A 23189-nucleotide genomic window follows, 5' to 3' on the forward strand; every position below is an offset into this window, starting at 1 on the left:
AAAGCGACGGGTGGTTTTGACTATTGGCAACTTTGACGATTCTCGCATTCGGGAGTATTTTTTTGCAAAAATGTCAGTGCCGCGACGGCAGCTCAAACCAAAACGGCGGGACCCGTGTCCCGCCGTTGCTGTCTGGTCTGTCGCTGTTGTGCGGGCCGTCGTCAGGCAGCGGCCACGTCGTTGAGGAAGCGGTCGATCTCCTCGCGCAGCGCATCGGTGTTCTGCGACATGGCGCCGGAGGCGGAGAGCACATTGTCGGCGGCGGCGCTGGTGCTTTCCACCGTCGTCGCCAGTTGCGCCATGTTGCTCGTCACCGCGCCCGTTCCCTGTGCGGCCTGCTGCACCGAGCGCGAGATGTCGCTGGTCGCCGCCCCCTGCTGCTCCACCGCGCTGGCGATGGAGGAGGTGTAGCCGTTCACTTCCTGCATGATCTGGGCGATCTCGCCGATGGCCGAGACGGCCTCGCCGGTCGAGCCCTGGATCGCGCCGATCTGCGCGCTGATCTCCTCGGTCGCCTTGGAGGTCTGCGTCGCCAGTTCCTTCACCTCGGCCGCCACGACCGCAAAGCCCTTGCCGGCCTCGCCGGCGCGCGCCGCCTCGATGGTGGCGTTCAGCGCCAAGAGGTTGGTCTGTTCGGCGATGTCGGTGATCAGCTTGACCACCTCGCCGATCTTGCTGGCGGCCTGGGCGAGCCCCGCGATCTTCTCGTTGGTCGCATGCGTCCCCTCCGTCGCCTGGGAGACGACCTGGGTGGTCTGGCCGACCTGGCGCGAGATCTCGGCGATGGAGGCGGAAAGTTCCTCCGCCGCACTCGCCACCGTCTGCACGCTGTCGGTCGCCGCCGAGCTTGCATCGGCCGTTTCACCCGCCCGCGCCGCGCTGTCCTGCGCCGAGGCGCTCAGTTCGCGCGCCGTCTGGTCCAGACCCTGCGCCGTCTCCCCCACCGCGCCGATCAGATGCTGAACCGTGCCCCGGAAACCCGAAATCAGCTCGTCGGTCCGCGCCTGGCGGGCCCGGGTCCGGTTTTGCGAAGCGTCGCGTTCCGAAGTCAGATCCTCCCGCTCGATCGCGCGTTGCTTGAAAACGGCGACGGCCTTGGCAAGCGCTCCGATTTCGTCGCTGCGCCCGGTGAAGGGGATCTCCGCGTCGAGATTGCCGTCGGCGAGATCGCGGGCGACGGCCGCGATCTGCGGGATCGGGCGCAGCAGGCGGCGTGCCAGAAGCGCCATGCCGGCGACCGCCACCAGAAGGATCGGAACAAAGGCGATCAGAAGCTTGACGGTGACAGTGTCCATCAAGGCGGTGATCTGGGCCTTGCGCACACCGGCGTAGAGAATGCCGGTGATGTCGCCGGCGGGAGAATAGATCGGCGCATAGATGGTGAAATAGGGCGTTCCCAGGATCACGGCCTCGCCGCGGAAGGTCTCGCCCTTGGTGACGACCGGGTAGACGGCGCCGGTCTGGCCAAGCTTCGTGCCGACGGCTCGCGAGCCGTCCGGCTTGATGATGTTGGTGGTCTTGCGCCAGAAATCCCGTGTCTCGGGATCCCACTTGAAGACGGTGGCGGTCTCGCCGGTCATTCGTCCGATCTTGTCGATCATGCCGTGATCGGTGATCTCGTCGGGAATGTTCTCCATCACCACGCGTGACACGTTTCCGTCCTGTGCCCAGGTGACCTCGGTGCCCGGCATGTCGCGTTCGACCTCGGTTGCCGCGACCCGCAGGCTGGTGTTCTGCCGGGAAACGGCTTCCTCCTGAATGCGATCGGAAAGAACGAAGTTCATCACCGCCCCGACTGTTCCAAGTGCGAGAATGATCATGACCGCAGCTGCAAGAGAGACGATGGAAACCAGATTGAGACGTGAAAGCAAGGCCATGGCGGCAGTCCCCTAAAGATCTAGCGATTTCGTTTCCTGTTCGGAAAGCAAATGCTATCTACAATAGGTAAACTCCCTCTTATACATCTTACCTAGTGGAGCGAATTTGACATTTGTGTCCCGTTTGCAGCGAGGCTCCTGATCAAATGTCAGATTCAAAAGCTCCACTAAAATCATATATTTACCTAGTGGTTTTCTTGATTCCGACATTTGCTGCGGCGGTGCTGCAAGGGGAGGTAAATGTCGGAATCGAACCACTGGCGGCACAAAAAAGCGCGCCCCGATCGGGGCGCGCTTTTCATGACATGACAGGATGTTTCGTGGGTCAGGCCGCCGCGACCTTGTCGAGAAACGCCTCGAACTCGCTCTTCAGCCGGTTCGATGTGTGGGTGACCTTTCGCGAGGCCTCCAGGACATCGTTGGCGCTTTCTGTCGACTGCCGTGCAGTCGACAGGAGCCCGTCAAGGTCGACGGCAACGGCACGCGTGCCTTCCGCCGCATGCTGCACGTTGCGCGAGATCTCTCCCGTTGCCGAGCCCTGTTGCTCGACCGCTGCGGCGATGGCGGCCGTATAGCCGTTCACGTCCTCCATAGTGCGTGCGATAATGCCGATCACGTCGACGGCTTCGCCGGTCGACCCCTGGATCGCACCGATCTGGGCCCCGATCTCCTCGGTCGCCTTGGAGGTCTGGGTGGCCAGTTCCTTGACCTCTGCGGCCACGACCGCGAACCCCTTGCCGGCCTCGCCGGCGCGCGCCGCCTCGATGGTGGCGTTCAGCGCCAGAAGATTGGTCTGCTCGGCGATCGCCTGGATGAGCGTCACGACTTCGCCGATCTTGTTTGCCGCATTGGCGAGACCCGCCACCTTGGCATTGGCATCCTGTGCATTCACGGTGGCGTCGGTGACGACCTGGGTGGTCTGTCCCACCTGACGCGAGATCTCGGAAATCGAGGCTGCGAGCTCTTCCGCCGCGCTTGCCACTGACTGGACGTTTTCGGAGGCGTTTTGCGATGTGTTGGAGGCGCTCGTGGTGCGTTCGGCGCTTGCTGCCGCGGATTGCGAGAGCATTTCGGCGGAGCTGCCGAACGTCGCGTTTGTCTGCTCCGCTTCGTTGAGAAGATCCGCGATCACGACGCGGAAGTCGCCGATCATGTCATCGATGCGCTTCTGACGCTCGATTTCGGTCGCCTGGGTGCGCGACTGGTTCGCGCTCAGTTCCTCGCGCTCGATGGCGGCCTCGCGGAAAGCTTCCAGCGCCTGGGCCATGTCGCCGATCTCGTCGCCACGCTCGACGCCGGGAACCTCGCTCTCGGTGTTGCCGTCGCGCAGGGACCGCATCCGGGCTCCAAGAGCATTGATCGGTTTCGTGATGGAGCGCACCAGCAGCATGCAGATGCCGCCGCACAGGGCGAGAATGACCAACACGATTCCCGACAGGCGCAGAAGCTCGGAATAGAAGATGGCGTCCAGGTCGTCGACATAGACGCCCGTCCCGATCACCCAGCCCCAGGGTTCGAATCCCTGGATGTAGGAATACTTGAGAACCGGCTCTTCCGATCCCGGCTTCGGCCAGTAATATTCGACCAGACCGGATCCTTCGGTCTTGGCAAGCTTGACGAATTCCGCAAAGAACTGCGTGCCGTTCTTGTCCTTGAGGGTTTCGAGGTTCTTGCCGACCAATTGGGGCGCGAACGGATGCATCAGCATGATGTGCTGCATGTCGTTGACCCAGAAATACTCTTCGCCGCCATAGCGCAGCGCCCGCAGCATCTCAGCAGCGTCCAGCTTGGCCTGTTCCTCGGTCTTGTCGCCGGACTGGGCAAGGGCGTATTCGCGGGCGACCATCGAGGTGGCGGCTTGCACGATATGGGTGAGTTCGGCCTTGCGGTCTTCCACGAGACGGGTGTGGTAGCCCGACACCTGGATAGCGAGAAGCGCGGCGACGCCTAAAGTGAAGAGCAGAACAAGTGCACCGAGCCGGTGTCCGATTTTCAAGTTCATGGGGACTTCCTGAAGCTTGCTGGGCCGGGCGGCGACAACAGGACGCCATTCCCGTGAAACAGGGGCTGACCGTTGCACCCCCGTGCCGCGGTCGTCTGAGCTCAGGAGGACACTCAAACCTGTAATTATTTCCTAAATTTGGGCAAGACGGGTGGGAATTGCCTTCAATAATCGTGCTTATGCAATCAATAGGGTGTTCTTGACTGCCTGATAAACGCACAGGTTTCAAAATCCGCGCGTCCGGCGTCTTTTCCGGCCGCATCGAATTCCCGCTGCATTTTGCGAAACATTGGGGCCGCCACCGCGTCGCAACCGGAGCGCTCAAACGTGCTGGCCGCCATTCACATGCACTTCCGCTCCCGTGACATAGGATGACTGGCTGGAGCAGAGAAAGAAGATCGTCTCGGCGACTTCTTGCGGCAGGCCGAGCCGGCGCAGGGCAATGTCGCCGATCATGTCCTCGGTTCCCGGCGACAGGATCGCGGTATCGATCTCGCCCGGCGAGATGGCATTGACCCGGATGCCGTGCGGCCCGAAGTCGGCCGCCATTTCGCGTGTCAGGCTGGCGAGCGCGGCCTTGGACGTTGCATAGGCCGTGCCGGCGAAGGGATGGACGCGGATACCGGCGATGGAGGTTACGTTGACGACAGCGCCCTTCGCGGCCGACAGCTCCTTGAAGAGCCCTCGCGCCAGCAGGATCGGGGCGAAGAAATTCACCTGGAACACCGTGCGCCAGGCGTGCATCGGGGTCGAGAGAGAATTCATCCGGCTGCCATCGGGTTCCTTGGGGCTGGTCCCGGCGTTGTTGACCAGAGCATGCAACCGCGACCCGCCGTCGACCAGTCGTTTCTGGATTTCCGCCACCGCCACACCCAGGTTTTCAGGGTCGGACAGATCGACCTGGATGTGATCTTCCGGGCCCGACGGCCACGGACACTTGTCGGAAAACGCATGCCGGGAACAGGTGATGACACGCCAGCCCTCGGCGGAGAAGCGCTTCACCGTGGCGTGACCGATCCCCCGGCTCGCGCCGGTGAGGACGAGCGTCTTGCGGTCGGTTGGCGAAGTCATGGCGGGAGCCTTTCAGGTTCGGCGGTACGGGTGGCATTTGCATCCCGCGTCCACCTTCCATATGTAGGCTGGGACGGTGCGCTTGACGAGGGAAAACCGGCCCAAGCCTTAGACGGACGGAAACCGGCGTGATTGTGTGTTCCTGCAATGTATTGACCGACAAGGAGTTGCGTCGCGCCGCGCGCGAGCTCCAAAGTGGTCCCAATGGTGTGATAGCCACGCCCGGCGCCGTGTTTCGCGCGCTTGGCAAACGCCCGCGCTGTGGCGGTTGCTTCAGTTCGATCATACCCATCATCCATGAGGAAGCGCCGGAGGACCGCATGGTTCCGGGCGCGAAGAGGGAGAGCTCCGATGAAGGGTGACGTCAAAGTCATCGACTATCTGAACAAGGCGCTGCGTCACGAACTGACGGCGGTCAATCAATACTGGTTGCATTACCGCCTCGTGGAGGACTGGGGCTATGCAAGGCTCGCCGCCAAGGAGCGCGCGGAATCCATCGAGGAGATGCAGCACGCCGACAAACTGGTGGAGCGGATCCTGTTCCTGGAGGGCTTTCCCAACATGCAAAGCCTCGATCCCTTGCGCATAGGCCAGTCGCTGAAGGAGGTGATGGAGGCCGATCTCGCCGGCGAGTATTCCGCTCGCGCGCTCTATCGCGAGGCCCGCGAGATCTGCAAGACGGCTTCCGACTATGTGACCCTGCGCCTGTTTGAGGAACTGCTCGGCGACGAGGAGGATCACATCGATTATCTGGAAACCCAGCTGCAACTGATCGAGCAGATCGGCATCGAGCGCTACGGCCTGCTGCAGGCGGCGCCCGCCGGAGAGACTGCCTGACGCGAGCCCGGGAAAAGGGGGCTCCTTTGTCGGTGCGGATCTGGGGCGAGGATCGATTTCGGGCGACGCCGCTCTCGTTGAGGTGGTCCGTCGCGTCGGTCAGCCTGCGTCGGCATGGATGCTACGCGGGGTCCGCGATCAACGCGTCGGCCAGCGCAGCGCTGATCGGAAGGCCTGCCTCCGTTTCAAGCCACAGGTACTGTCCGCCCGTGTTGACCTCGAGGAACCAGTAGGTCCCCTGCGCGTCGGTGCGGAAATCATAGGCACCGTAGCGCAGACCGAGTTTTCGATGAAACGCGATCAAGTCGGCCTCGAAATCCTTCGGCAGGATGTGAGGGAGGGTCCGCGAATTGGGGTCGATACGCCAGTCCACGGCCGCCTGCGGCGCGCTCACGGCAATCTCGGCGGCGAATGCCCGCTCATCGACCACCGTGATCCGGATATCGCTGCCGCCGGTTATTTTTTTCTGAAACTGAACCGGACTGCACCTGAGCGTTTCGAGCTTTGAAAGACCTTGTGGGGTGAGCTTGCGGGTAAACGGCGTTTCCATCCCCGGATTGTTGCTCAGAGTCTTGAAGATCACCGCGCCATTGTGATCTTCGTAAAATGATCGCACCTCGTCCGGGTCGTTGGAAATCAGGGTCGCAGGCACCTTGAGCCCCGCCTGTTCGGCCATCATCAGCTGATACGGCTTGTTGCGGCAAATCATCTCCACCGCGAAAGGGTTCACGAGCTTGCGGCCGAGGGCGTGCATCCAGCCGTCCAGGAGAACCTGGGTCTCCCGGTAGCAAAACCGTCGCTCATCCTTGTCTTCGACGCCGTCGGGAACACGAAAAGGGTGCGTCCGGCGCCACCATATACCGCTAACCTGGTCTGCGGTCAGGCTCCTCCCGTCGGGAAGCGACAGATGGTATCCACCGTCCGTCCCGCCACCAAGGGCGTGGGACAGGGCAAGAGACGCCGGCAGGTCCTCAAGGTTTATGGTCGTCGATGCGACGTTCCGGTTGGACAGCTCCCATGCAACAACACGCGCATGCAGATCGTCTTCCGACGCGATGATAATCGCATGACCGTGGCTCACGACTTATTCTTTGTCGGGATGGTCGAGCTTCGTATGGCCGTCGAGATCTGAATCGTACGGGCTGGGATTGCCTTTCGGCGTCGCCGTGCTCTTTTCATAGCTGGTTCGTGTGTCGTCGATCGCGGCGGTCTGCGATCTGTAGGCGTCGAGATCTATGCCGCGCGCTTTGAAAAACGCGGTATCGCCGGCAAGAAGGCCGTCCCGGTGCTCGACATCGCGAACAATCGGATCGGCGGAAGAATCATGCGAGAATGCAAAGGGTCTCATCTGGAAAACCTTTCTGTAATACAAAATATCATCAAAAACTCTAGGGCAAGTATACCCTATGCAATTCTTGCAATCAATACGGGTTGGTCGGCTCCATGCGATGACCCCGAAAACTTCGCGAAATCGTTCAACTTATTGATCTGAATAATTTTTAGCTGTTTTCGCGGTGCCGTGCCCGCGGCCTTCCTAAAAAGTCCCCGGCTCGCGGCTATTGCGCGTTAAGCGTGACGACTGCGCCGTCGGCGGCGGCTGCGTCCGCCTCATCGTGCGTGACAAGCAGCACCGGAAGGCCGCGGGCGCGGGCCATGTCGAACACCAGGTCGCGGATCTGCCCCCTCAGCGCCATGTCGAGCCTGGAGAAGGGCTCGTCGAGAAGGAGCGCACGCGGCGCGCTGACCAGCACCCGCATCAAGGCGACGCGCGCTTTCTGGCCGCCGGAGAGCGTGGCCGGGTCGCGGTCCTCGAGTCCGGATAGTCCGACCTCCTCGAGCGCATCGGCGATGGCAGCCCTGCGCGTGGCGCGGCCGCGCAAGCGCGGCGGCAGCGCGAAGGCCAGATTTTCGCCGACGGAGAGATGCGGAAACAGCAACGCATCCTGGAACAAAAGACCCATGTGGCGCTCATGCGCGGCAAGCCGGGTGACATCCGTGCCATCGACCAGAACGGCACCTGTCGCCGAAAACACCGGATCGAGAAAGCCGGCCGCATACGCAAGCAGGGTTGATTTGCCGACCCCTGACGGTCCCATCACCGTGAGGACCTCGCCGGGGCGCACCTCTGCATCCAGCGCAATCAGCGGCTGTCCGGCGCGGGTGATCCTGACATCGTCGAAACGCAGGCCGTGGGCAGGTGTTGCGGGCATTGTCGATGCGTCCGTCATATCGAGGGCTGAAGGTCCCGGCGGGCGCGAAAGGCGACACCAGGCACCAGTGCGGCCAGCGCGAAGGCCAGAAACGGCAGCGCCATCTGCAGCAGCGCGTAGATGGCGATAAGCCTGCGGTTGCCGCCCGCCGCCAGCGCGACCGCTTCCGTCGTCACGCTGGCGATCCGTCCGCCGCCGATCAGCAGCGTTGGCAGATATTGCGCAACAGAGACTGCGATCCCGAGGGCCGCCGCCGTTGCGGTTGCGCGAAGGGCGAGCGGCAGGCGCACGCGCCAGAACACGCGGTCGGGCGCGGCCCCGAGCGCGGTGGCGATATGGCCGTAGCGCGGATCGGCGGCACGCCACGGATCGGAGAGCGCCAGAAACACATAGGGAAGCACGAAGACGAGATGGGCAAGTGCCACCGCGCCCAGCGTATCGTGCAGCCCGCAGACGAGGAACAGGACCTGCAGGCCGAAGAGAAAGGCGATTTGCGGCACGATCAGCGGTACATAGAGAAGCGGCAGCGTCCGGTGCCGAAGCGCCCGGCCCCTGCGGGTCTCGCCTTCCAGACAGGCAAGCGCGAGGACAACGGCAAGCGCGGTTACCGGCAGCGCGACGGCAAGCGTCACGCCGACGGCTTCGAGCACTCCGCCAAGATGCAACATCCAGTTTTGCAGCGACAGATGTGCCGGAAGCGCATCGGGGAACCGCCACGGCCCCGCGAAGGACCACAGGCCCAGGACGCAAAGCCCGCAGAGCAGGGCGCCGACAAGCGTGACCATTGCCGCCGCGGCAAGAACCGCGAGCGATCTGTCGGCGAGGGTGCGTCGTCCGGCGGCGATCCAGCGTCGTCCGGCGACTTTTGCAAGCTGTTCGCCTGCTATCCAAAGAGCGATTGCGGACAGGCTGATGACGAGTTGCAAGAGCGCACCGGCAGACGCCATGAACCGAAAGGAGAGGTCCGGATCGTTCATCCATGCGACCAGCCGCACGGCAAGCGGGGCGGGCGTCGTCGGTCCCAGGATCAGCGCCACATCGACGACCGACGTGGCATAGGCGAGCACCGCGAAGACCGGCAGGCGGATTTGCGGATAGACGCGGGGCAGAACGACCTTGAGCCAGCCGGTGACGGGCGCGTATCCAAGGCCGGTCGCGATGCGCCGCGCGGCCGGCGATTTCGTCTGCGGGAGCGCCGCCAGCACCATCAGGAACAGAAAGGGGATCTCCTTCGCCATCAGCCCGAAGGTCATCGCAAGCCCCGCAGGATCGCCGATGACGAGCACATCGGGGGGGCGTGTCATGCCGCTTGCCCAGGGCGAGACGAGCCGCATCGCCCAGCCGGAGGGCGCGATCAGGAAGGCGAGGCCGAAGGCGGCGGCGGCATGCGGCACGGACAGAAGCGGCGACAGCAGGAGCCTTACCCCACGAAACATTCGCGTGCCCTCGAAGGCGGCGGTAAACAGCATGACGAGGGTGAAGGCGCCAAGGGTCGCTGCCAGCCCGGTGAACAGGCTGAGCAGAACGGAGGTGGCCAGTCCCGGCTGAGAGAGGAGCGCGCGCGCCGGGTCAAGCGACACTGTCGTGCCCCCGAGGGGCGGCACGAAGCCGAAAGCCGGCAGCAGCGTTCCCGCCAGCCCCGCGATCACCGGTCCAAGCATCAAGGCCAGCGTGACAAATGGCGCCGCCTTCAACATGGATGCGCCGCCATGGGCTCTTGCATCGTCACCGAGCCGCGTAGCGTTTCGCCCACGCGCGTTCCAGTTCCGTCATCCAGCTTGCATGCGGTTCGTCGATCACGGGGCCGAGCGCGTCGGGGGCAAGCGTCGCGATGCCGAGATCGAGCGTCGAGAAGCGCTCCTTGTCGTCCGCCTCCAGCCGGTCCACGGCGAGCACCGTCGGGTCGCCCCAGATATCCGGGTCCTGTTTGCGCGCCTGCGCTTCCGGCGAGATCAGGAAATTTGCAAGCACCAGAGCGCCGGCCTTGGCGGAGGCATTGAAGGGAATGGCGACGAAATGGGCGTTGCCGATGGTGCCGCCGTCGAGCACGAAGGTGCGCACCGTGTCGGGGAGTTCTCCCGAGGCGATCGCCGCCGATGCGCCCGAGGGATTGAAGGTGAAGGCGATGTCCACTTCGCCGTCGCCCAGAAGTTGGCGCATTGCCGGCTGATTCTGCGGAAAGGCCCGGCCTTGCCGCCACATGTTCGGGTGCAGGACGTCGAGATAGGCGAAGAGCGGCGCGGTGTCGGCCTCGAAGGTTTCGGGATCGACCGGGCGGGTGAGCTTTCCCGGATCGTCGATCGTTGTCGCCAGAACCTGCTTCAGGAAGGTCGAGCCGTGAAAATTCGGCGGCTGCGGGTAGGTGAAACGGCCCGGATTTTCGGCGATATAGGCGGCTAACGCGGCGAGCGTTTTCGGCGGGTCGGCAAGCGTCGCGGTGTCATGCATGAAGACGAGCTTGGCCATGCCCCAGGGGCTTTCCAGTCCGTCGGTCGGTTCGGTGAAATCCGTGACCACGGCCGGCTTGTTCGCAACGTCGACCAGCGGCCAGTTCGGCAGCTTCGTTGCCCAGCCGGGGCTCATCAAGAGGCCGGCCTTTTTCAGTGAGACGAAATTCTCGCCGTTGATCCACACCAGATCGACCGCGCCGCCCGTCTCCTTGCCCGCCGCCTTTTCCGCGACGATACGACTGACGACATTGGCGGTATCGCTGACCTTGACCTGTTCGACCGTCACGCCGTGGCGGTCCTGCAGCACCCCGCCCGCCCAGTCGATGAAGGCGTTGATGCGCGGCTCGCCGCCCCAGGCATGGAAATACACCGTCTGTCCGTGCGCCGCCTCCAGCACGGCGTCCCAGTTTGCCGGATCCGGCGATTGCGCCCGCCCCGGAGCAGTTGCGACCAGCGCGATGGCGACGGCGAGAACCGTTTTCAGAAACGGTGCCTGCGGAAAACGGCGATGCATGGTCGGTCCTTCCCTTTTTGCTTTAGGTGCAAGAGCTTGCCGCGAGGGTCAAGACACGGCTTCGTGACGGGTGCGTCAGCGCGGCGCGGTTTTGCAATGCGTCAGTCGAGCGCCAGCACATGGGTGTCCTTGACCTCTTCCATCACCGCGTAGGTGTGGGTTTCGCGCACGCCGGGAAGGTCGAGCACGGCATCGGCCAGAAGCTTGCGGTAGGACGCCATGTCGGACACCCGCGCCTTTACCAGATAATCGAACCCGCCGGCCACCATGTGGCATTCCAGCACCTGCGGGACGCGCTTCACGGCGCGGGCGAAGGCGTCGAACACCTCCGGCGTCGTGCGGTCGAGCTTCACCTGCAGGAAGATCAGCAGGCCCTGGCCAAGCTTCACCGGATCGAGTTCGGCGGAAAAGCGCAGGATGTATCCCTCCCGCACCAGCCGCTTCATCCGCTCTGCCGTGGCCGTCGGCGACAGGTTGACCCGCGCCGCCAGATCCGTTGTCGTGATGCGCCCGTCGCCCTGCAGCACGCCGAGGATACGACGGTCGGTGCGATCGAGCGATGCGGTTTCCTCTGTTGAATTCGGTTTCACCGGCAATTCCTCTGAATTCTTGGATGATTTCCATCAGAATATCGGTGGAATACGCGTTAGACTATCGAAAATGAAGGTGGGTCTGATGCGCGCGCCGCGCGCGGTGGCCGCCGGACCCGTTGCAGCATCGTCAGGAGAAGAGCATGAGCCAGTCCGCCGAACGTGCAGCCGTGGCATCGCCCGGCCCCGGGCTTTCGCCGTTTCGCGCCGCCTTTGCCCCGGCAGATGAAAAGGTCGTGCGGGAACTCGTTGCGCATGTCGGCTTCGACACGGGTGGCGAGGCGCGCGTCGATGACATCGCCTCCGATTACGTCCACACGATCCGCTCCGCCATCGGCGGGCTTGGCGGCGTGGAGGATTTCCTGCGCGAATACGGGCTTTCGACCCGCGAGGGCCTGGCGCTGATGGTGCTGGCCGAGGCGCTGTTGCGGGTGCCGGACGCCAAGACCGCCGACAAGCTGATCGAGGACAAGCTTGCCGCCGCGCGCTTCAACGAGAGCGAGCACGGCCCTTCCGACACCTGGCTCGTGTCCGCGTCGTCCTGGGCGCTGGGCGTCACCTCGCAGCTCATTCACCCGGGCGAAAAGCCGAACACGATCCTCGCCTCGCTGGTCAAGCGCATGGGCATGCCGGCGGTGCGCGCCGCAACCCGTCAGGCGATGCGGGTCTTGGGACACCAGTTCGTGCTCGGCGAGACCATCAAGGCGGCGTTGTCACGTGCGAAGTCACAGGAATCCAAGGGTTACCGCTATTCCTACGACATGCTGGGAGAGGGCGCACGCACCGCCGACGACGCGGAGCGCTACTTCAAGTCCTATGCCGACGCCATCGAGGCGATTGGCGCGGGCGCCGGCAAGAAAGACCTGCCGGACCGGCCCGGCATTTCGGTCAAGCTTTCCGCCCTGCACCCGCGCTACGAGGCCGTCAAGGGCACCCGCGCGCGCGACGAGATCGCGCCGCGTCTCCTGAAGCTGGCGCAGGCGGCCAAGCGTCACGACCTCAACTTCACGGTGGATGCGGAGGAGGCCGACCGGCTGGAGATCTCGCTGGATATCTTCGCAGCCGTTGCCGCCGATCCCTCGCTCGCCGGCTGGGACGGACTGGGCCTTGCCATTCAGGCCTATCAGAAGCGCGCACTGGAAACGGTCAACTGGGTGATCGATCTCGCCACGAGCCTCGACCGCAAGTTCATGGTGCGGCTGGTCAAGGGCGCCTATTGGGATACGGAGATCAAGCGCGCGCAGGAACGCGGACTGGATGATTTTCCGGTCTTCACGCGCAAGGCGGCGACCGATCTCTCTTATCTTGCCTGCGCCCGCGCGATGCTCGCCGCCCGTCCGCGCCTTTATCCGCAGTTCGCCACCCACAACGCTTTGTCGGTGGCGCAGGTGATCACCATGGCCGGCAACGACGGGGGCTTCGAGTTCCAGCGCCTGCATGGCATGGGCGAAAGCCTGTTCAAGGCGGTGTCGGAACGCGACGGGCATCCGTGCCGGATCTATGCGCCGGTCGGCGGTCACCGCGATCTGTTGGCCTATCTGGTGCGCCGTCTTCTGGAAAACGGCGCCAACTCCTCCTTCGTGTCGGCGGTGGGCGATTCCGCCGTGCCGATTTCCAGGCTGCTCGCCCGCCCGCAGGATGTGCTGGCCGGCGGCACCAAGGCGCGCAATCCGAAGATCCCGCTGCCGCGCGATCTCTATGGCGAAAGCCGCGACAACTCGAAGGGGCTGGAGTTCGGCTATGCCGCCGACCGCATCGCATTGACCGAGGCGATCGCAGCCGCTCCCGCGAAGATCGAGGAGGCCCGCCCCCGCTACCCCGGAGCGCCGAAGACCGGCGCGACGCGCGACGTGTTGTCGCCGGTCGATGGCACACCGGTCGGTGTCGTTCGCGAGGCCGGGGCCGGGGAGGTTGGAAAGCTGTTCGACGTTGCCCAGAAGGGCTTTGCAAGCTGGTCGCGCACGCCGGTCGATGTGCGCGCCAGGGCACTCGCAAAGGTCGGCGATCTGCTGGAGCGCGACAGTGCGAAACTGATGGCGCTGATGGCGCGCGAGGCGGGCAAGACACTGCCCGACGGACTGGCGGAAGTGCGTGAGGCCGTCGATTTCTGCCGCTTCTATTCAGCCGAAGCGGAAAAGCTCTTCGGCGAGGGCGTGTTGATGCCCGGACCGACGGGCGAGGAAAACCGCTATCGGTTCCGTGGGCGCGGCGTCTTTGTCTGCATTTCGCCCTGGAACTTCCCGCTCGCCATCTTCCTCGGCCAGGTGACGGCGGCGCTTCTTGCCGGCAACGCGGTGATCGCCAAGCCCGCCGACCAGACGCCGCTCATCGCCCATGAGGCGGCGAAGCTTCTTTATGAGGCCGGCGTGCCGGAGGATGTCTTTCTGCTTGCACCCGGCGGGCGCGAACTGGGCGCGGCCATTGTCGCGGAGCCGCGCGTCGCCGGCGTCGCCTTCACCGGCTCGACCGAGACGGCCTGGGCGATCAACAGGGCCTTGGCCGAAAAACGCGGTCCCATCGTGCCGCTGATCGCGGAGACCGGCGGCATCAACGCCATGCTGGTCGATGCGACGGCGCTTCCCGAGCAGGTCTGCGACGACGTGATGATGTCGGCCTTCCGCTCCGCCGGGCAGCGCTGCTCGGCGCTGCGGCTGCTGTATCTGCAGGAGGATGTCGCCGACAAGCAGCTCACCATGCTGAAAGGGGCGGCCGCGGAAATGTCGCTGGGCGATCCGGCCGATCCCGCGACCGACATCGGTCCGGTGATCGATGCGGCGGCCCGCGACAAGCTGATGGCGCATGTCGAGGAGATGCGGGCGAAACAGAAGGTGACCTATGCCGGCCCGACGCCGGAGGGCGACCATGCCGATGGCACCTGGGTCGCGCCGCATATCGTGGAACTCGACAGGCCGGACGCGCTGGAAAAGGAAACCTTCGGCCCGATCCTGCATGTGGTGCGCTACAAGGCTGTTGATCTGCCGAAGATGCTGGAGACCATCGCTGCGACCGGCTACGGGCTGACGCTCGGCGTGCACTCGCGCATCGACGCGACGGTGGCGCAGGTGGTCGACCGGCTGTCGGTCGGCAATGTCTACGTCAACCGCAACACCATCGGCGCCGTCGTCGGCACCCAGCCCTTCGGCGGCTCGGGCCTCTCCGGCACGGGACCCAAGGCCGGCGGGCCGGGCTATCTGCCGCGTTTCGCGCTGGAGCAGGTGGTCTCGATCAACACGGCCGCCGCCGGCGGCAACGCCAGCCTGATCGCCATGGCCGAGGAGGATTGAGGGATTTCTTGTTAGAGGTGCTCATTTGGGCTACATTTAAGGCTCGAAGGAGCACCTCAATGCCTCAAAATGCTTACGTCAGGGCACGCATCGATCCGGCCTTGAAAAATGACGCCACGCTTGTGCTCGACAGTCTGGGATTGACCATCTCGGACGTCGTGCGCATGACGTTGACGCGAATTGCCCGTGAGAAAGCCCTTCCGATCGAGCTGACGCGCCCGAATGCCGAAACCATTGCCGCGATGGAAGAAGCCAGAGCGCTGAGTGCGGAGCGCAACGGGCGCTTCGACACAGCCGATGGTCTGATCAATGCTCTGGAAGGGCGCTGATTGGGTTCGGGGAGAAAACGCGGGAAGCCGGCGTCTTCAAAAAGGGCTCGGCTTCCGCGCCGCTCGGACCACACCAAGATCTTCTCCAAGGACTGGAGCCGTCTTAACCGCACCGGTCGGTTCGACATGGCAAAGCTCAAGGGCGTCATGGGCTTGATCGTTTCGAACGACGCTCCGTTGCCGCCTGAGTTAAACGACCATCCCTTGACAGGGGACTGGCGCGACCATCGCGAATGTCACATTGGGGGCGACTTTCTGCTGATCTATCTGCTCGACGAGAATAAGAACCTGGTGATTTTCGTGAGAACGGGAACGCACGCCGAACTCTTCGAATAATAAGGAGGTTCTGAACCCGGTGTTTTCCGCCTTCACCTCCCCCGTGGCTTCGCGCGTGCCGTGGCCTGCGCCGAGACCGGATCGTCCGGCCAGGGGTGTTTGGGGTAGCGGCCCTTCATTTCCGATTTCACCGCCGCCCAGGAGCCGCGCCAGAAACCGGGAAGATCCTTCGTGATCTGGATCGGGCGATGGGCGGGCGACAGGAGCTCCAGGATCAACGGCACGCGCCCGTCGGCAATCGCGGGGTGCGTGTCGAGTCCGAAGAGCTCCTGCACGCGGATCGCAAGTGTCGGGCCTTCCTCGCGGGAGTAGTCGATGGCGACGCGCGAGCCCGACGGCGCCTCGAATTGCGCCGGCGTCAGGCGCTCCAGCTCCGCCATGCGGTGCTGCGGCAACAGGCCGGCGAGCGCATTGCCCAGAAGCTGAGCGTCGATCTCGGACGCCTTGGCGATGCCGGCGAGGTACGGCGCGAGCCAGTCGTCCATCGTCGCCGTCAGCGTTTCATCGGAGAGATCAGGCCAGTCCCCGGCATCCTTCTCGCCAAGCATCCTGCGCAACATCGCGACCCGGCCGCGCAAGGCCTTTTGCGCCTTCGACCAGTTGAGTGCGCCTGCGCCGCGCATCTTCAGGTGCTCCGCCAGGGCCGCCGCGACCGCGTCCGGGTTCGGCGACGGCTCGATGTCCTCGGCAAGCACCAGCTTTTCATAGCGACGGATGCGGCGCGCCCGCACCGCGCCTGACGCGTCGCAGGCAACCCGGGTTTCGCTGACGATCCGGTCCGCAAACAGCGTCTCGATCTCCTCGCGCGATATCGGGGCTGCCAGGAGAATGCGTCCGCGCGCGGCCGTGCCCTGAACCTCGGCGAGCACGAGGAAAGGCTCGCGCGCAAGCGCATCGGTTTCCTCCAGCCGCGCCGCACGACCGTTTGCCATGCGAAAGCCGCCGCGCCCGTCCTGCGCCTGTGCGACCCGGTCGGGAAAGGCCAGCGCCAGCGCCCGGCCGCAGGCGCTCGGGTCGGTGTCCCCGACAGCGACACCCGCCGCCTCGCGCCAGCGTTTCGCCAGATCGCGGGCGGCCTTTGCGCGCGGATCCTTCGCCCGGCGGAAGGCGAGAAGCCGCCCGCGCAAATCGCTGTCTCGCCCACCAAGGCCCTGTTCCGACAGGAGCGCGGCGATCTCGGCGGCGAGACCGCCATGGTCTTCGCGACCGGCTGCGACCAGCATGTGCGACAGACGCGGCGGCAGGGCGAGTTGCATCATCCGCTTGCCTTCGCCGGTCAGGAGACCGCCGGCATCGAGCGCGCCGAGGCTCGTCAGCAGTGCGACCGCCTGCGACCAGGCAGCTTGGGGCGGCGCATCGAGAAACCGCAAGGCAGCCGGATCCGACACGCCCCAGGCGGCAAGGTCGAGCGCGAGGCGCGACAGATCCGCTTCCAGGATCGCCGGCCTGTCGTCGGCAGCAAGGGCGGCGGTCTGCGGTTCGTCCCAGAGCCGATAGCACAGGCCCGGCTCCATGCGCCCGGCGCGTCCACGGCGCTGGTCGGCGGCGGCACGCGACACGCGGGCCGTTTCCAGACGGGTCAGCCCGGTTGCGGGCTCATAGACGGGAACCCGCGACAAACCGCTGTCGATGACGACGCGCACGCCCTCGATGGTGAGCGACGTCTGCGCGATGGAGGTGGCGAGCACCACCTTGCGCCGGCCTTTGGGCGCCGGGCGGATGGCGGCGTTTTGTTCCGCGCCGGTGAGCGCGCCGTAAAGCGGGGCGAGGTCGGTGTCGGGCGGCAGGTGGCCTGCGAGCAGATCCGCCGCGCGGCGGATCTCGCCCTGGCCGGGCAGAAAGGCGAGTATGGAGCCATGCTCTTCGGCAAGCGCTTTTCTGACGGCGGAAGCCATCTGATCGGCCGTCCGGCCCCGTGGATCGCGCCCGAGATAGACCGTCTCGACCGGAAAGCTGCGTCCTTCGCAGGAAATCACCGGTGCGCCGTCCAGATGTGCGGAGATCCGCTCCGCATCGATGGTCGCGGACATGATCAGCAGGCGCAGGTCCTCGCTGAGCGCGGACTGGGCATCGAGGGCCAGCGCAAGCCCGAGATCGCCATCGAGCGAGCGTTCGTGAAACTCGTCGAAGAGCACGGCCGCGACGCCTGAAAGCTCGGGATCGTCCAGGATCATGCGGGTGAAGACGCCCTCGGTAACGACCTCAATGCGGGTTTTCGCGGAGACCTTCGTTTCGAGCCGCACCCGCAGGCCGACCGTCTCGCCGACGCTTTCGCCAAGGAGCGAGGCCATGCGCTGCGCGGCCGCGCGCGCGGCGAGCCGGCGCGGCTCGAGCAGGATGATGCGTGCATCGTCGCGCCAGGGCGCGTCGAGAAGGGCAAGCGGCACGATCGTCGTCTTGCCGGCCCCCGGCTCCGCGACGAGGACGGCCCGCGTGTCGGTCGCAAGAGCTGCCGCCAGATCGCCGAGAACCTGATCGATCGGAAGCGGCGATCTGGAAATGTCCTGCAAGCTCATTTCGGATCGTTGAATGCGGCTTGCGTCCACAATCGGCCTTGGGACTCGACCGTGAACCGCTCCGGCTCCCGGGCGAAGTCGGCCAGTCCCTCAAGCGCCGGCGTGGCGTGGCGAATGAGGAAGGTCGGGATTGTCTCCATCAGCGCGCTGTGCGGGGCCTTGGCCTCGAAGGCGGCGCGAAAGCCGCCATCGACGAGATGACGTTCGATGCGCGGCGGAATGCCACCCCCGAGAAACACGCCGCCCCGCGCCAGAAACGTGAGCGCGAAGTCGCCTGCGACCCGTCCGAGCGCATGGGCAAAGAGCGCGAGCGTTAGATTGGCGATCTCGTCGCCGGCATCCGCGGCGCGGGTGACGTCGCCAGGGGCCGAGAAGTCGCGCGTGGCGTTTTCGGCCGAACACACCGCCCGCGCCAGCCGCAGCAGCCCCGCGCCGCTGATGACCTGTTCCGCGCCGATGCGCCCGCCAATGCGCTCGATATGCGGCCAGACGCGATAGTCCTCCGCGCTCACGGGACCGAGCTCGACATGGCCGCCCTCGCCGGGGATCGGCACCCAGCGGCCCGCAGCCTGGATCATCGCGGCGGCGCCGAGCCCCGTGCCGGGGCCGAGCACCACCTGCGGAGCCTGTGCGACCCGCGCGCCGGCGCCGATTTGCTGCACCGCATCGCCGGAAAGGCCGGGAAGCGCCAGCGCCTGGGCTTCGAAATCGTTGAGCACGAGGACGCGCTCGAGGCCAAGATCCGCCATCAGCCTTCGCGGCTCGATCACCCAGTCGGCATTGGTGAGCGGAATGCGCTCCCCCGTCACCGGGCCGGCAACGGCGAGCACGGCGGAGCGCGGGCGCGTCGGGCCCGTTAGCGGCAGGGCGGCCCGTGCCGCTTCGCCAAAGCCTGAGTGATCGCCGGTCGGCACGGACATGCTTGGCGCCGTTGCCATGCCGGGGCCGCTGACGGTCGCGAAACGCGCATTGGTGCCGCCGATGTCGGCGACCAGAACGGGAAACGGCAATGCCGTGTCTTGGGCCGTGATTGTCGTCATGAGGAGGCGCGGGGGATTTCCGGGGTCTGCGAACTGGTCGCCAGACCGGCAAGACGTGCGGAGCGCAGCAGGATTTCCGCCGTCGCCGGGTTGAGCGCCATGGGAATGTTGTAGACGACCGCAAGCCGCATCAGCGCTTTGACGTCGACGTCATGGGGCATCGGCGACAGCGGATCGACGAAGAAGATCAGTCCGTTCAGCCGCCCTTCCGCGATCATCGCGCCGATCTGCTGGTCGCCGCCGAGCGGCCCGCTCTTCAGCCGCAGAATGTCGAGGCCGGGACAGGCGTCGGCGATGCGTCCGCCGGTGGTGCCGGTGGCAACCAGCGAATAGGCGCCGAGCTTGTCGAGATGTGCTTGCGCGAAGGCGACGATGTCGTCCTTCTTGGCATCATGCGCGATCAGCGCCAGTGCCGCTCGCGGCGGGTCTGAACGGGGCATGATGTCGGGAAGCGATCCGGTCACGGCAGGGTCCTGTCTTCACGCGGTGTGCGCGGCAAACGCCGACCTTTCGTTTACCCGTTTCCGCTGTCCGTTGGAACCCGTGTCGCCGTGCGGGGGATCTGCCAAGGGAGACCTCGCCCGCACGCCGGCTCGGCATCAATCGTACAGTCCGCAGTTGACCGGCTTGCGTCCGCTCGCCTGCATCACCAGCGGTTTGGCCGGCACCAGCCCTGCGATCTCGAGCACGAGCTTCATGCGGACCGCATCGGCGAACTGCGCCTTGGAATGCACGGGAACGAAGAAATGTCCTGGTCCGCCGATCACGCAGTCTTCGTAGTAGCTGTCAATGTTGAGCAACGTCTGCCAGGCCGTGTCCTTGGTCTTGAGCATCAGCGGCAAGCCGTTGATGGTGATGCCGGCCGCGACCGCGCGGTCGCGGTAGAGCGTGACCGCGCCGCCCTGGTTGTTGGGCCCGTCTCCGGAAATGTCGATCACCTTGCGCAATCCCTGGAACCGGTTGCCCTCGACCATCGCCACGGCTGCCTCGAGCGCGGAAGCGATGGACGTGCGCCGGCGCTGGTTTAGCGGCGCTTCGGCGATCCTGGCGGCAAAGGCGGCTGCGGTGGCCGCATCGCTGATCACCGACCAGTCGGCGACGATGAACTGTTCGCCGGTGCCGCCCCATTCCATGTAGGACACGGCAATGCGCCCCGTGGGACCATAGCGGATGGCGTCGAGAACCTCTCGGGAGGTCAGTGCCGCGACATATCCGGCGCGCTGGACTTCCTGCTCGTCGGTGTCCATCGACTGGGAAATGTCGACCGCCAGAACAAGCTCGACGTCGACTTCGGCGTGCGGGTCGTAGCTGTAGGCGGTCGTCTGGGCGTTCGCCGCGTGCAGCATGACGGTCAGGCCGAGCGAAGCTGCGAACAGCGCGACCAGGGCGCCGCGGAAAAGGGCAAGGGCGGCGTCCCTTGCCGGGGAGGGGTGAACTGAAACGCGCATGGTCGAATTCTCCTTCAACCGATGTGACAAGCTCCCGCCTGTTTGACGCCGTCTCCCGAATGCCCCTCCCGGACTGTCTTCTCCTGCCGCGATCGCGCCGCTCCCGGCATGGGGCGGGAGCGATGGGGTGCGCGGTCACGACAATCGGACAACTGAGGGCCTGTCACGCAAGTGTCGTGCCATTGGCTGGTGCGCTGGCGCTTGATCCGGCCGGCCTTGTCATGCGCAACCGGGCGGTGACGGCGTAAAATGCCGTAACGTCAATGGGCAAGCGAGGATGGGGAGGGCGCGAAAAAACCGCCGCCCGGATAGCCGGCCGCGCCCGGGCGTCTGGACGCGCCGGACAATGCGGCGCGGCGCTTCTTGCAAAAAGCGAAACGCTCGGCAGGAATTGCCGTGCCTTCGGGCATTTCATGCCTGCCCGGGTTGCACGGTTCCGTCTTCCGGCGACCCGGCCTGGCAACCGGGCAGTTGCACAGACAACGCGCTTGACCTTTCCCGAAGCGTCATGCTTTGTTCATGAAAGAAATCGCAAGTGCTGAATATTTTTTCGGCGCTGAGGATACCCCGGAGCGGCGCCAGCAAACGAGCGCCTATGACACAATGTCGGATCCGGTCAGGCGGCGAGGGAGGGGTATGGCCATGCAACAGGGCGACTGGACCACGGATATGGCCATTCGCGCGGCATGGATGTCGTTTGTCGGCGGCGCAACCCAGGGCGAGATCGCGACCCGTCTCGGCATTTCCAACGCCAAGGTTCACAGGTTGATTGCGCATGCGCAGCGCACGGGGCTGGTGCGGTTCCAGATCGCCGGCCGACCCTCCGACTGCCTGGAAATCGAGGCGGCGCTGATCACCGAATGGGGACTGTCGTCCTGCCTGATTGCGCCGGACATCGGCGCCGGCGGCGATCTTTCCGAAGACAGCGACATTCGCGCCATCGCAGCGCTTGCCGGCCCGCATCTCGCCAATCTCGTGTCGAACTCGGGGATCTCGCAGCTCGGCGTCGGTATGGGTCGTACGCTGAAGGCGACTGTCGAGCAGATGCCGCGCGTCCAGCGGCCCGATCTGAGGATCGTCTCGATTTCCGGCTCGCTCACCCGGAAACTCTCCGCCAACCCCTTCGATGTGGTGCAGCAACTGGCCGAGCGCACCGGCGGCGAGGGGTTTTATCTGCCCGTGCCCTATCTGGCGGAAAGCGCGGCGGAACGGGATATGTTTCTGGGCCAGCGCAGCGTGCAGGCGCTGCTGGAACGCGCCCGTGCCTCCGATCTCTTCGTTATCGGCATCGGATCGGTGGAGGACGACAGTCATCTCATTCGCCGTGACCTGATTTCACGCGACGAGCAGCGCGACCTGATCGCCTCCGGCGCGGTCTGCGACCTCATGGGTCGGTTTATCGGGCGCGACGGCATGCTTGTCGGCGCGAAACTCGGGGAAAAGGCGGTCGGTCTGCCGTTCGAGGCGGTGCGCGGATCGCGCGTTGTCGCGCTTTCGGGCGGCCTCGGCAAGCTTGAGGCAACGCGCGCGGCATTGCGCGCGGGGCTGATCACGGACCTGATTGTCGATGAAAGCCTGGGGCGCGCCCTGGTGTCGGCAAAGGGAAAACAACAGGCCCGCTCGGCATGACGCCGGCAACGGGAAACAGGTGGAGGTTTTGCAGGTGATGAAACGGTTCATTCTCGGCGTTGCGGCGGCGGCGCTCCTGTCCGGCACGGCAATGGCGCAAGAGTTCCAGCCGGCGGTCGTCTACGATCTTGGCGGCAAGTTCGACAAGTCGTTCAACGAGGCCGCCTATACGGGTGCGGAACGCTTCAAGGAAGAGACCGGCGTCGAATACCGCGACTTCGAGATTCAAAACGACAGCCAGCGCGAGCAGGCCCTGCGCAACTTCGCCCGTCGCGGCGCCAATCCGGTGGTCGCCATCGGTTTTTCCCACGCCAATGCGCTGGAAAAGGTCGCCAGGGAATTCCCGGACACGAAATTCGCTATCGTCGACATGGTCGTCGAGCTTCCCAACGTGCGCTCCATCCTGTTCAAGGAACAGGAAGGCTCCTACATCGTCGGCAAGCTGGCCGCGATGGCATCGGAAACCGGCAAGGTCGGCTTCGTCGGCGGCATGGACATTCCGCTTATCCGCAAGTTCGCCTGCGGATACAAGCAGGGCGTGATCGAGACCAATGCGGATGCCGAGGTCTTCCAGAACATGACCGGCACCACCGGCGCGGCCTGGAACGATCCGGTCAAGGGCAGCGAGCTTGCCCAGTCGCAGATGGATCGTGGCGCGGACGTGATCTATCACGCGGCCGGCGGCACGGGCCTTGGCGTACTGCAGGCGGTGGCGGACGCCGACAAGCTCGGCATCGGTGTCGACAGCAACCAGAACGCCCTTCATCCCGGCAATGTGCTGACCTCCATGCTGAAGCGTGTCGACGTGGCGGTGGAGACCGCCTTCAAGGATGCGCGCGACGGCAACTGGACCTCCGGCTTCTATACGCTCGGTCTTGAGGAAGGCGGCGTCGACTGGGCGCTCGACGAGCACAACGAGGCGCTGATCACCGACGAGATGAAGGAAGCGGTCGCCCAGGCGCGGGCCGACATCATTTCCGGCAAGATCGAGGTCCATGACTACATGGCGACCCAGGACTGCCCGTTCTGATCGGTTCAAAGTAACGAAAGCGGCCG

At 64.9% G+C, this 23189-nt stretch carries 20 protein-coding genes; 7 read left to right on the forward strand and 13 right to left on the reverse strand.

What is annotated here, in order from left to right; translation table 11 throughout:
- Window positions 1-161 precede the first annotated feature (161 nt).
- The 3 genes from BLU32_RS00300 to BLU32_RS00310 form a co-directional block, all read right to left on the reverse strand.
- Window positions 162-1877 carry a methyl-accepting chemotaxis protein gene (locus BLU32_RS00300; RefSeq protein WP_093804472.1) on the reverse strand — a complete coding sequence of 572 codons (1716 nt, stop codon included), beginning with the start codon at window positions 1875-1877 and terminating at the stop codon, window positions 162-164.
- Window positions 1878-2202: 325 nt separating this feature from the next.
- Window positions 2203-3879 (reverse strand): methyl-accepting chemotaxis protein, encoded by a 1677-nt coding sequence (locus tag BLU32_RS00305; RefSeq protein WP_093804473.1) that lies wholly within the window; start codon window positions 3877-3879, stop codon window positions 2203-2205.
- A 321-nt stretch (window positions 3880-4200) separates the two neighbouring features.
- Window positions 4201-4950: an SDR family NAD(P)-dependent oxidoreductase gene (locus tag BLU32_RS00310; protein ID WP_093804474.1), complete on the reverse strand. Its 750-nt coding sequence runs from the start codon at window positions 4948-4950 to the stop codon at window positions 4201-4203.
- A gap of 134 nt (window positions 4951-5084) precedes the next feature.
- Between BLU32_RS00310 and BLU32_RS00315 the strand changes: the two genes are divergently transcribed.
- Window positions 5085-5312 carry a bacterioferritin-associated ferredoxin gene (locus BLU32_RS00315; RefSeq protein ID WP_244501890.1) on the forward strand — a complete coding sequence of 76 codons (228 nt, stop codon included), beginning with the start codon at window positions 5085-5087 and terminating at the stop codon, window positions 5310-5312.
- Entirely contained in the window at window positions 5302-5787 is a 486-nt protein-coding gene (gene bfr / locus BLU32_RS00320) for a bacterioferritin (RefSeq protein ID WP_093804476.1), read from the forward strand. The genes BLU32_RS00315 and bfr overlap by 11 nt, the downstream gene beginning before the upstream one ends.
- A 121-nt stretch (window positions 5788-5908) precedes the next feature.
- Here bfr and BLU32_RS00325 read toward each other — a convergent pair whose 3' ends face one another.
- The 6 genes from BLU32_RS00325 to BLU32_RS00350 all read right to left on the reverse strand — a co-directional run bounded on the left by BLU32_RS00325 (window position 5909) and on the right by BLU32_RS00350 (window position 11551).
- Window positions 5909-6868: an MvdC/MvdD family ATP grasp protein gene (locus tag BLU32_RS00325; RefSeq protein ID WP_093804477.1), complete on the reverse strand. Its 960-nt coding sequence runs from the start codon at window positions 6866-6868 to the stop codon at window positions 5909-5911.
- 3 nt (window positions 6869-6871) lie between these two features.
- Entirely contained in the window at window positions 6872-7135 is a 264-nt protein-coding gene (locus BLU32_RS00330; RefSeq protein ID WP_093804478.1) for a hypothetical protein, read from the reverse strand.
- Window positions 7136-7343: 208 nt separating this feature from the next.
- On the reverse strand, window positions 7344-7997 hold the full coding sequence (locus BLU32_RS00335) for an ATP-binding cassette domain-containing protein (RefSeq protein WP_197673667.1): 654 nt from the start codon (window positions 7995-7997) through the stop codon (window positions 7344-7346).
- Between the two features lie 14 nt (window positions 7998-8011).
- Window positions 8012-9694 (reverse strand): ABC transporter permease, encoded by a 1683-nt coding sequence (locus BLU32_RS00340; RefSeq protein ID WP_093804480.1) that lies wholly within the window; start codon window positions 9692-9694, stop codon window positions 8012-8014.
- Window positions 9695-9722: 28 nt separating this feature from the next.
- Window positions 9723-10961 carry an ABC transporter substrate-binding protein gene (locus tag BLU32_RS00345; RefSeq protein WP_093804481.1) on the reverse strand — a complete coding sequence of 413 codons (1239 nt, stop codon included), beginning with the start codon at window positions 10959-10961 and terminating at the stop codon, window positions 9723-9725.
- 101 nt (window positions 10962-11062) lie between these two features.
- Window positions 11063-11551 (reverse strand): Lrp/AsnC ligand binding domain-containing protein, encoded by a 489-nt coding sequence (locus tag BLU32_RS00350; protein ID WP_093810368.1) that lies wholly within the window; start codon window positions 11549-11551, stop codon window positions 11063-11065.
- A gap of 143 nt (window positions 11552-11694) precedes the next feature.
- Here BLU32_RS00350 and putA point away from each other — a divergent pair, with 143 nt between their 5' ends.
- Genes putA through BLU32_RS00365 form a run of 3 tightly spaced genes read left to right on the forward strand, consistent with a single transcriptional unit; the run spans window position 11695 to window position 15500 of the window.
- Window positions 11695-14835, forward strand: coding sequence for a bifunctional proline dehydrogenase/L-glutamate gamma-semialdehyde dehydrogenase PutA (putA, locus tag BLU32_RS00355; RefSeq protein ID WP_093804482.1), 3141 nt, complete (start codon window positions 11695-11697; stop codon window positions 14833-14835).
- 59 nt (window positions 14836-14894) lie between these two features.
- Complete coding sequence (locus BLU32_RS00360; RefSeq protein WP_093804483.1) at window positions 14895-15164, forward strand: type II toxin-antitoxin system RelB/DinJ family antitoxin; 270 nt, start codon at window positions 14895-14897, stop codon at window positions 15162-15164.
- On the forward strand, window positions 15165-15500 hold the full coding sequence (locus BLU32_RS00365) for a type II toxin-antitoxin system YafQ family toxin (RefSeq protein ID WP_093804484.1): 336 nt from the start codon (window positions 15165-15167) through the stop codon (window positions 15498-15500).
- A 32-nt stretch (window positions 15501-15532) separates the two neighbouring features.
- On the opposite strand, the gene hrpB is transcribed toward BLU32_RS00365, so the two are convergent.
- The 4 genes from hrpB to BLU32_RS00385 all read right to left on the reverse strand — a co-directional run bounded on the left by hrpB (window position 15533) and on the right by BLU32_RS00385 (window position 20504).
- On the reverse strand, window positions 15533-18016 hold the full coding sequence (gene hrpB / locus BLU32_RS00370) for an ATP-dependent helicase HrpB (protein WP_172838508.1): 2484 nt from the start codon (window positions 18014-18016) through the stop codon (window positions 15533-15535).
- Complete coding sequence (locus tag BLU32_RS00375) at window positions 18013-19056, reverse strand: glucokinase (protein WP_093804485.1); 1044 nt, start codon at window positions 19054-19056, stop codon at window positions 18013-18015. Before BLU32_RS00375 ends, hrpB begins: the two co-directional genes overlap by 4 nt.
- The gene (locus BLU32_RS00380; protein WP_093810372.1) at window positions 19053-19496 is read right to left on the reverse strand and encodes a methylglyoxal synthase; all 444 of its coding nucleotides are present in this window, start codon (window positions 19494-19496) and stop codon (window positions 19053-19055) included. Before BLU32_RS00380 ends, BLU32_RS00375 begins: the two co-directional genes overlap by 4 nt.
- A 159-nt stretch (window positions 19497-19655) precedes the next feature.
- Entirely contained in the window at window positions 19656-20504 is an 849-nt protein-coding gene (locus BLU32_RS00385) for a DUF1194 domain-containing protein (protein WP_208976950.1), read from the reverse strand.
- A 636-nt stretch (window positions 20505-21140) separates the two neighbouring features.
- Between BLU32_RS00385 and BLU32_RS00390 the strand changes: the two genes are divergently transcribed.
- Both BLU32_RS00390 and BLU32_RS00395 read left to right on the forward strand, forming a co-directional pair.
- Complete coding sequence (locus tag BLU32_RS00390) at window positions 21141-22133, forward strand: sugar-binding transcriptional regulator (protein WP_208976951.1); 993 nt, start codon at window positions 21141-21143, stop codon at window positions 22131-22133.
- A 37-nt stretch (window positions 22134-22170) separates the two neighbouring features.
- Window positions 22171-23163, forward strand: coding sequence for a BMP family protein (locus BLU32_RS00395; RefSeq protein ID WP_093810378.1), 993 nt, complete (start codon window positions 22171-22173; stop codon window positions 23161-23163).
- Window positions 23164-23189: the final 26 nt, after the last annotated feature.

The organism is Stappia sp. ES.058, assembly GCF_900105595.1.
GTDB lineage: Bacteria > Pseudomonadota > Alphaproteobacteria > Rhizobiales > Stappiaceae > Stappia.